The 10,279-nt window shown below is 60.3% G+C and carries 4 protein-coding genes and 1 pseudogene; 4 read left to right on the top strand and 1 reads right to left on the bottom strand.

Annotation, left to right across the window (positions count from 1 at the left end):
- From DFR48_RS19635 to DFR48_RS19620, 4 genes and pseudogenes are all read left to right on the top strand, one after another.
- Window positions 1-901: pseudogene (locus DFR48_RS19635) on the top strand (IS256 family transposase); the annotation flags it as partial.
- A 311-nt stretch (window positions 902-1,212) separates the two neighbouring features.
- Complete coding sequence (locus tag DFR48_RS19630; protein WP_114364912.1) at window positions 1,213-1,614, top strand: hypothetical protein; 402 nt, start codon at window positions 1,213-1,215, stop codon at window positions 1,612-1,614.
- Entirely contained in the window at window positions 1,557-4,745 is a 3,189-nt protein-coding gene (locus tag DFR48_RS19625) for a type 2 lanthipeptide synthetase LanM family protein (RefSeq protein WP_170141939.1), read from the top strand. The genes DFR48_RS19630 and DFR48_RS19625 overlap by 58 nt, the downstream gene beginning before the upstream one ends.
- Before the next feature lie 130 nt (window positions 4,746-4,875).
- Window positions 4,876-5,049, top strand: coding sequence for a RidA family protein (locus DFR48_RS19620; RefSeq protein ID WP_114364910.1), 174 nt, complete (start codon window positions 4,876-4,878; stop codon window positions 5,047-5,049).
- A gap of 48 nt (window positions 5,050-5,097) precedes the next feature.
- On the opposite strand, the gene DFR48_RS22030 is transcribed toward DFR48_RS19620, so the two are convergent.
- On the bottom strand, window positions 5,098-10,152 hold the full coding sequence (locus tag DFR48_RS22030; RefSeq protein WP_280956440.1) for a beta strand repeat-containing protein: 5,055 nt from the start codon (window positions 10,150-10,152) through the stop codon (window positions 5,098-5,100).
- Window positions 10,153-10,279 lie beyond the last annotated feature (127 nt).

Below are 10,279 nucleotides of genomic sequence, written 5' to 3'. Positions count from 1 at the left end.
GCGGTGATCCAGGAAGCATATGTCCACGGCGTCTCGACACGCTCGGTCGACGATTTGGTCAAGGCGATGGGTGCGGGCGGCATGTCGAAGAGCCAGATGAGCCGCCTCTGTGCCGAGATCGACGAACGGGTGAATGCCTTCCTCGCCCGACCGCTGGAAGGCAGCTGGCCTTATCTGTGGCTCGACGCGACCTACCTGAAGGTGCGCGAGGGCGGCAGGATCGTCAGCCGTGCCGTGATAATCGCAGTGGCGGTGAACGATGACGGCAAGCGCGAGGTGCTGGGCGTAGCCACCGGCCCGTCAGAAGCAGAAACGTTCTGGACCGACTTCCTGCAGTCTCTCGCTGACCGCGGCCTGCGTGGCGTGAAGCTGGTCATTGCGGACGGCCACAAAGGCCTGCGCGCCGCGGCACGCCGGGTGTTCAACGCCACGCGCCAGAGGTGCCGCATTCACTGGATGTGCAACGCGCTCGCCCATGCGCCGACGAAGCAGCGCATGGCGGTGGCGGCAATGCTGAAGACGATCTTCGCGCAGGAAGCGAAGGCCGATGCCGAAACGCAGTGGGACGCCGTGGCCGACGCGCTGCGGGAGAAGCAGCCCAAGCTCGGCGCCCTGATGGATTGCTTCCCGCGACGACGTGCTCGCCTACACGTGCTTCCCGCGCGAACACTGGGCGCAGATCGCATCCGCGAACCCGCTCGAGCGCGTTAAGCGCGAGATCAAGCGCCGCGCCGACGTCATCAGCATCTTCCCCAACGACGAGGCAATCGTCCGCCTCGTCGGCGCGCTTATGCCGGAGACAAACGACGAACGGGCCGTTGCTCGACGCTAAATGAGCCTTGAAACGCTTGCCCGCATCACAGACAATCCAACAATCAAGCTGCCCGCCGTCGCCGCCTGATCGGTCCCGGTTCTTCTCCGAAGGTCGGCGCTCATACACCATTCCTCGGGACATGACCTGAAATTGCTAAACCCAGCGCAAACCTCTGGTTTGCACTATCGATTCAGATTCGTCGCATTTTGGAAAGACGGTGAGTCGAATTCAGTGAGCGGCCTTATTATTGGAATAATGGGGAATTTCGCGCACGGCCTTCAGGGTAAATGACCCTGGAGGCGCGCGATACGGACGGGACGTCGGTAAGATTGTTGCGCTTGCTTGCATGCTCTCACTGGTTGCGGTATAAAGATAATTAGTGTTTTCGGAAGCAAAAATTGGAGGCAAAGATGGTTGATCTGCCCGTTGACTTGCGAACGATCGTGACATTGAAATCCTGGGAAGATGCGAAGTTCGCCGAAGATCTCAGGAAGGATCCCAAGAAGGCGGTAACCTCTCTCGCGAAGTCTCTGGGTCTCGACATCGGCGCTGTCGACTTCAACATCGTCGAGGAGAAAAAGGGCGCCTACACCTTGGTCATCGCAGAGAATCCGATGGGCGCCGCGCCTGCGCAGATGCGCGCCGCCAACAAGGGAGTCGAGATGATCCGCGCCGGCGGCGGCACGGTCAACTCGTACACTGCTGATTGCGGTTGCGGTTCGACTTACACAGGCGGATGCTCGTGCGGCTCGGTGTTTGGGACGCCCTGTCTTGCCTGTGCAACCGCCCTTCTGTGCTGACGCGTCGGCCGCTGCGCGGCGCCACGCATGTGACAGCCAATGCGAAAGAACTATCGCTCCGCGAACGCGCGATTTGGATGGCCGAGTGCGGTTCTACTTCGGAGGTCACTGGTGGTGTTGCCCACGAGCGGATGGCGTGGTGGGCGCGCACATTCTTTCGGAACAGGGACCTTTCATTCAGGCAGTGGCTCTCTTTTGACGGTTTGACGCCGGAAGGCGTGGTTGGCTTCGTTGAACGCGACCAGCGCCTCAGCCACGCAAGGGGCACCGTCGCGTGGGCCGACACGCGCAACGACGCCCTTGCCGCTTCCGCAGCTGTTGACCTGGACGGCGCGGCGACCGGCAATAGCCTTTCGATTGCCCTGCGACCTTACGTGCTGTGGGCATTGGCGAGGCTTCGCAACGCCCTTGCCGAGACAGCGGTCTTCGGCGCGGCGTCCAGTGCGAGAGTTGAGGCCCGTTTCACGGATCATTTGCTGTCGCGGCTGCAGGCCGTGGCCATGCCATCCCTTGGCCTGGCGATCAACATGGCCCGCCTCTCCGGAACGCTTGTGGGAGCGAGCCCCGAGGAGCGGCTGTCGCACTTTGCGCGGCAACTTGGCGATCCGCACGAGCGGGCACGCGTCCTTGCGCACTTCCCCGTGCTCGATCGCATGTTGGCGGAAGTCACCACCCTGATCACCGAGGCGGCGGTGCTCCTGTTCGCGCATCTTGCTCAGGACGAGTGCGCACTGGCGGAGCCATTTGGAATCGTGGCGCGAGCTCTCACCGACATCGAGTTTGGCCAAGGCGATCCGCATTGCGGCGCAAGGAGCGTGGCAATCCTGTCCTTTGGCGATACCAAGGTGGTCTACAAGCCAAAAAGCCTCGCGATCGATGTCGCTTTCAATCGACTCATCGAATGGCTCGGACAGCGCACCGAACCGGCTCCAGCTGCGCTCACCATCGTCGAACGGGGCGATCACGGATGGACGGAGTACATCGCCGCGCGCCCTTGCCAGACCGTCGCGGAAGTCGCGCGGTACTACCAGCGCCTAGGCTCATTGCTGGCCTTGCTGCGCCTTTGCGGCGGCGTCGATGTCCATTTCGAGAACCTCATATCGAGCGGCGATCACCCCTACGTCGTCGACCTGGAAACTCTCCTGCACAGGGATGCGCGTTGTCCGCGAGGAAAGGCGTCGGCCGTCGCGCGACGATCGGCCGCTCGCAACCGTACCGTCCTCCGCGTCGGACTGCTGCCGGACTGGATGACAGGAGCGGATGGGGTCTTCGATCTCAGCGGAGCCGGCGCGGACAGCGACCAGGTAGCGCCCTTCCTGCAGCCGAAATTCGAGCAGTTCGATCGCGACGATCCGCGCATCGTCTACGAGAAGACGAAGATTGCGGTTCGCACCAACGTTCCGCAGCTGCCCGACGGCCCGCAACCCGTCACGGCTTTCGCGGACGATCTCCTGCGCGGGTTTCGGGCCACGTATTCGGCGTTGCTGTCGGAACGAGAGGAGTTGCTGTCCGGCGACGGGCCGATGGCCGCGTTCGGCGACGTCCGCACGCGCTGGGTGGCGCGGCCAACGGTGCAGTACGCGCTGGCCCTTCGGGACTCTTATCATCCGACCCATATGCGTGACGGGATAGATCATGAGATGGCGTTTGCCAGCCTCGCGGACGGTGTCGAGGAGGCTCCGCATCTGCGCATGCTGATCGCAAGCGAGAAACGCGACTTGTGGTCGGGGGACATTCCGTATTTTTGGTGCCAAGGCTCGGATCGCAGCCTTCGGGACTCGTCCGGTTACGTGGTGTGCGCGGACTTCTTTGCGGAAACGGCTGCCGAACTGCTGACCGCTGCCGTGAAGCGCATGGGTCCAGCCGATCTGGCCCGGCAGGAGGACATTATCCGCACTGCGATTAAAGCCCGCAGCATGGTGGGTGGCCCGCGGCAGCCGGATGCGCTGATCGGTAGACTTCAACACCGCGCCGACGTCGAAAAACTGATGGACGCTGCCGTTACGATCGGCGACCACCTGGTTCGACGCGCTATTCCTGTCGACGGGTGCGTGCATTGGGTCGGACTTGCCCAGCGCGGAGAGCGCCATTACGCCGCCGCCATCCTCGACGACAGCCTATATGACGGCACTGCCGGGATAGCGGTCTTCCTTGCGCAGCTCGCCCAGATCACCGGCTCGCGGCGCCACCGGCTTGCGGCGCAGCAAGCCCTCCATACCGCCCGACACGCTCACTATGGTAGCGGTCGCAAGGCGAGGATCGGCGCCTTCGATGGCTGGGCGGGTTCGCTCTACGCCGAACTCAGGTTCGCCGCTTGCCTGGGGGAGTGGCCGGACGGGAGGCTCAGGCGACTTCTGAGCCTGATTCGACGGGCAGCAGCTTTCGACACCGGCCTCGATATCATTTCCGGCGCGGCAGGGGCAGCAATCGTCGCGCTGCGGCTGATCGGCACCGAGCTGGAAGATGAGGCGATCGCAACCGCACAGGCGTGCGCCCTGCGTCTCGCCGAGACCGCCGTGCGAACCGAACACGGAGCGAGCTGGGAAACCGGGCCGCAGAGGCGACGGCTCAGCGGTTTCGCACACGGCGCCGGCGGCATCGCTGTGGCGCTCCAGGCGGTCGGCAGGGTCGCTGGCGACGACGAGTTGCGCGAATTGGCAATGCAGGCGCTCAGCTTCGAGCGCGCGACGTTCGACCCGAGGCGCCGACTTTGGCGAGACTTGCGCGAATCGTCGGAGCGGGCAACCGCGTGGTGTCATGGTGCAACTGGCATGTTGCTGTCGCGGATTGAGCTTAGCCGGCATCTCAACGATCCGGCGATCAAGGACGAAGTAGCCGCCGGCGTTGCCGCCATCCACAGCCACGGAGGGGGCGGAAGCCACTGCCTATGTCACGGGACGTTGGGCAACACGGAGCCGTTGCTGCTTCTCGATGCCGCCAGCCGTGGTGTAGCGCAGGCGATCGCCGCCGGCGCACTGTTGGAATCCGAATTCGAAGGGCGGTGGCGATGCGGAGTCGCCGATTTCGCGGAGACGCCCGGCCTTATGCTCGGACTTGCGGGCATTGGCTACGGGCTATTACGCAATGCACTGCTCGGCGAGGTTCCCTCAGTGCTGCTGCTGGAGGTATAGTTTCCGCATCATGGTGCCACTGCGGCTGAATTCGATGCGGCCTGCTCGCTGACCCGTCTTATTCACGACGAGGAGTAGATTTTGGTCCGGAACAATTGGACAAAACCACCGAGGCTCTAGTCGCAGCCGGATGAAAGTTCAGTGGCAGGTCACAGGCGCCATCGCCCTTGGCGGAGAGTTGGTTGGCGGCGACATCGAGCCGCAGACCCGCCAGGTTCTCGACAACATCAACGCAGCACTTGAACAGGCGGGGGCAGCGCTTGCCGATGTGGTCAGCGGCAGCTTCGGGGTATATCGAAAATGAGCTTGGCGGGTCACCAACTGTGATTCTGGCAACCCGCCTTCTATGCGGCTAGGCGAAGTACGAGCCCGAAATCGTGCTCGAATCGGCGGTGACAAACCATTCGATGTTGCTTGCACCATTATACCAGTCCAGCACTCGAACACCCGATTCAGCAAGGCCGTCACTAAAGTCATCCACCGTCGAGATAACAAGATCATCTCCATCTCGCGCGTACTGAAGAGCGGAAATATCGGCTATTGTCTTTAAGTAGATGTAGTCGGTTCCGGAGTTCCCTGTATCCGACACGGTCGATTGCAGAGAAGTGTCGACGTAATACACATCTCCGTCTTCCCCGCCGTCGACAAAGCCCATGACACCGTTCAGATGGAAGCTGTCGGCTCCGCCACCACCAAAGAGCTGGAAGCCCGTTCCAAGTCCGGTGAGTGTGTCATCCCCTGCATCGCCGTGCGCAATACCGCCGACCAGCAATATCGTGTCGTTGCCCGTACCGCCATACACAGTTGAATTGGTCGCATAGACGGTGTCGTCACCTCCATCACCGTAGATCAGCGTGCCGCTATCATTGCCGTTGAGGCTCGCGACATTCCCACTGCTGCCCGAAGCATAGATCAGGTCGTTGCCGTCGCCACCAAACAGCGTGTCTGCCTGATCGACAGGAGACAAATCGCCACCCGCGACGAGCCCCGACCCTGAACCGCCGTAGATTGTGTCCGCGCCACCTGCCCCGTAAACAGTGTCGTTACCATCGCTGCCTTCAAGCAAGGATCCGACAACGTTCGCAGTTAGAACATCGTCGAAGTTAGACCCGATTGCAAAGTCAACGCTGATGAGTGAATCACCCTCGGCATCACCACCGCTGCCGGTACCGACGGCCAAATCCACGGTCACTCCTGCCGTGCTTGCCAGATAGGAGACACCGTCGATGCCGGCTCCTCCGTCTAGGACATCGGCGCCTTCACCGCCAATCAGGATGTCATCGCCATTACCGCCAATCAGATGATCGCTGCCCAGTCCCCCATGAATCGAGTCGTTGCCCGCGCCACCGGAGATCACGTTGTCGCCCGAGTTCCCGACTAGGATGGCGTCCGCTGCGCCGGTATAGGATAGGCGCTCAACGTTAGCGTAGCCGCCAATAGAAAACGAACTCAGCGATGTTCTCACCTCATCGTCACCTTCGCCGACATTCTCAGAAACCACGACGCCTTGGTTCTCAATGATATAGACGTCGTTACCCATTCCGCCGACGAGGTTGTGCGAAGATGTCGAGGACGACAGTGTGTCACTAAAGGCAGAGCCCACCACCCGCTCAAAGTTTGTCAGGCTGTCGCCTTCGGCGTCGCCCCCGGATTGCATGACGACATTCAAATTGACGCTTACTGCACTGTCGGAGAGCGAATAGTCGACGGTGTCGAGTGTCCCGGCGCCACCATTCAGAACATCTGTACCTGAACTCGCGACAAAGGTATCGTTGTAGCTGGAACCGATGAAAGCCTCGATACTGTCGAAACTGTCGCCGGCGGCGTCACCTGAGTGTTGCCCAGTTTTCAAATCGATCGTCACCGCAGCGGTTGCATTGGAATAACTTGCAGTATCAATGCCGCCGCCGCCGACCAGCGTATCGGCACCTGCACCGCCCCGCAAGGTATCGTTGGCCGCCCCCCCAAGGATGATGTTGTCGCCGGAATTTCCGGTCAGGGTGGCATTGGCGGTACCGGTATACGTTAGGCGCTCAACGTTCGCGAAACTTGCCATGGTGAATATTGCCAGGCCCGTCTGGATCTCATCGTCGCCGCCGCCGGCACTCTCTGTGACAGTGACGCTTTGGCTGCCGACGACGTAAACGTCGTTGCCGGCGCCGCCGATTAGTGCATGACCAGCCGTCGAGGAAGCCAATGTGTCGGCGAATACGGAACCGATCACTCGCTCCACGCCGACAAGGCTGTCGCCGGAGGCGTATCCACCGGAATGCACATTCGCAGTCAGATTCACGTTCACGGCAGCGTCGGACAGAGAATAGTTTATGCTATCGGTCCCGGCGCCGCCATTAAAGATGTCAAGTCCGGAAGTCGCGAAGAATGTGTCGTTGTAGTTCGTTCCGTTGAACACTTCGATGCCGTCGAATGTGTCTCCGGCCGCATCTCCTGTGTGAATTCCGGTGTTCAGGTTAATTGTCACACCGGCCGTAGCCGTGACGTAGCTCGCCACATCTGTTCCAGCGCCCCCAACAAGACTGTCCGCTCCCCCGCCGCCGATCAGGATATCGTCACCGGCGCCTCCTGTGATTGTATTGTTGGCGCTGTTACCGGTTAGTACACTGTTGCCGCCTCCAATGTATGTCAGCCGCTCGATATTGACGTTACCGGCAATTGAGTAATTCGTCGACGTGGTCCGTATTTCGTCGTCACCTTGTCCGGCGCCTTCGAGAATCGTGACGCCTTGATCGTTGACCACATAGGTATCGTTACCAGATCCACCCTGAAGGGTAGTTCCTACCATGGTGGAGGTTAGCGTGTCATCGAAGGCGGATCCTATGACCGTTTCGATCGAGATCAAGGTATCGCCCGCTGCGTCGCCACCTACCCCGATACCACCAACCAGACTGACGCTCACGCCGGCCGCGGAAGATGAATAGTCCGCCGTATCGTTGCCGTCACCACCATCCAAAGTGTCCGAACCAACACCGCCGACGAGCACATCATCGCCGAGCCCACCCGAAAGGACGTCGTCGCCGATGCCGCCTGCCAAATGATTGTTCGCAGAGTTGCCGATTGCGGTGAACGAGCCCGTGCCGGTGAAGACAACCCCTTCGATGTTTTCCTGGACCGTGAAAGAGCTCAACGAAGTCCGCACCGTGTCGATGCCGCCATCCAGTTCTTCAACGATCACTCCACCGGCTACATCGACGATATAAGTGTCATCTCCTTCGCCGCCGTAGATCGAGGTTGTGCCATCAGCAACAAAAGTGTCTCCGTAGTTGGAGCCCACGATGATCTCTATACCCGAGAATGTGTCGCCGGCGGCATCCGCGCCTGTGTGAACACCAGAGATGAGATTGACGGATACGGCTCCGCTGGATGTTCCGTAGCTCAGCGTGTCGATACCATCTCCGCCACTGATAACGTCAGCTCCCGCCCCTCCATCAATCCAGTCGTTCCCGGCACCTCCGGAAATAGTGTCAATACCACTCAGACCGTACAGGCGATTGGCGTCGGCATTTCCGGCCAAGGTATCGTCAAAAGAAGATCCGACCAGATTTTCGATGCTGTTCAGAACGTCGCCCTGAGCATAGCCGCCTGTTGCTGTCGCGGCTTGCAGATCGATGAAGACCGCATCGTCAGAATTATAATAGCTCGAAGTGTCGGAACCATCGCCTCCATATATGAGATCGCCCGCATCGCCACCGATGAAAGTGTCGTTCCCGGCGAAACCATAGAGAGTGTCCTTACCGCCCTGCGATGTAATCACGTTAGCGAGGTCGTTACCGTTTCCGGCGAAATTAGCGCCGCCGGTGTATGTCAGATTGTCGAGATTGTCGCCGAGAGTGTAGGTCGTCAGCACCGTTCGTACTTCATCCACACCTGCACCCGCGGCTTCCGTCACAGTGACTCCGGCATTTCCCACAACATAGATATCATTGCCCTCGCCGCCCAGCAGACTGTGACCGACTGTCGAAGAAGTCAGCGTATCATCATAATCCGAGCCGACGACACGTTCGATCTGATTGAACTGGTCCCCTTGTGCATCGCCACCCGTTCCGGTTCCCGTCACGAGGTTGACGTTCACAGCCGCCCCGGACGTCGAATAGTCGACCGTGTCCAAACCATTGCCACCGATAAAATAGACAGTCTCGGACCCGCTGACGAAGGTGTCATCGTACTGCGTCCCCGCGATACGTTCTATGCTGATGTACGTATCTCCAGCCGCATCGCCGGTATAGACGCCCGTCTTCAGGTTGATCGTGACGGCCGATGTGGCGTTCGAGTAGCTGGCAGTGTCCGTCCCATCCCCACCGTCGAGAACGTCGGCTCCGGCACCGCCGATCAGCGTGTCATTGCCGTTGCCGCCTGTAATGACGTTGTCACCGGCATTGCCGGTCAATGTGGCACCAAGCGTTCCGGTATAGGTCAGGCGCTCGACGTTCGCATAGTTCGCCATCGAATAGGTGGTAAGCGAGGTCCGGATCTCGTCATCACCGCCACCCGCCGCTTCGGTGATCGTCACGCCCTGGTTGCCAATGACGTAGACATCGTTACCGGCTCCACCGTCCAGAATGTGACCAGTTGTCGAAGAAGTCAGTGTGTCGCCAAAAGCTGAGCCGACAACACGTTCGATTTGATTGAACTGGTCCCCCTGTGCATCACCGCCCGTTCCGGTTCCCGTCACGAGGTTGACGTTCACCGCCGCTTCGGACGTCGAATAATCGACCGTGTCCAAACCATTGCCACCGATAAAATAGACCGTCTCGGACCCGCTGACGAAGGTGTCGTTGTACTGCGTCCCGGAAATGCGTTCGATGCTGATGAACGTGTCCCCGGCCGCATCACCGGTATAGACACCCGTCTTCAGGTTGACCGTCACGGCTTCTGTGGCGTTCGAGTAGCTGGCAGTGTCCGTCCCGTCCCCGCCATCGAGAACGTCGGCTCCGGCTCCACCGATCAGCGTGTCATTGCCGTTGCCGCCATAAAGCGCATCGTCACCGGCACCACTGCTTATCGTATCACCCCCATTGCCGCCTGTAATGACGTTGTTGCCGGCATTGCCGGTCAATGTAGTACCAATCGTTCCGGTGTATGTCAGGCGTTCGACGTTCGCATAGTTCGCCATCGAATAGGTCGTAAGCGAGGTCCGGATCTCGTCGTCACCACCACCCGCTGCTTCCGTGATCGTCGCGCCCTGGTTGCCAATGACGTAGACATCGTCACCGGCCCCACCTTCAAGCCTGCTGTCGCTCGCGGAGGACGTGAGAGTATCGCCGTAATCCGAGCCGACGACACGTTCGATCTGGTAGAATTGATCCCCTTGTGCATCACCGCCCGTTCCGGTCCCCGTCACGAGGTTGACGTTCACAGCCGCTTCGGACGTCGAATAATCGACCGTGTCCAAACCATTGCCACCGATAAAATAGACCGTCTCGGACCCGCTGACGAAGGTGTCGTCGTACTGCGTCCCCGCGATACGTTCGATGCTGATGTACGTGTCGCCGGCCGCATCACCGGTATAGACGCCCGTC

The sequence above is a fragment of the Ciceribacter lividus genome, assembly GCF_003337715.1.
In the GTDB taxonomy this organism is placed as follows: Bacteria; Pseudomonadota; Alphaproteobacteria; order Rhizobiales; family Rhizobiaceae; genus Allorhizobium; species Allorhizobium lividum.
This window is presented reverse-complemented; position numbering and strand designations above follow the sequence as displayed.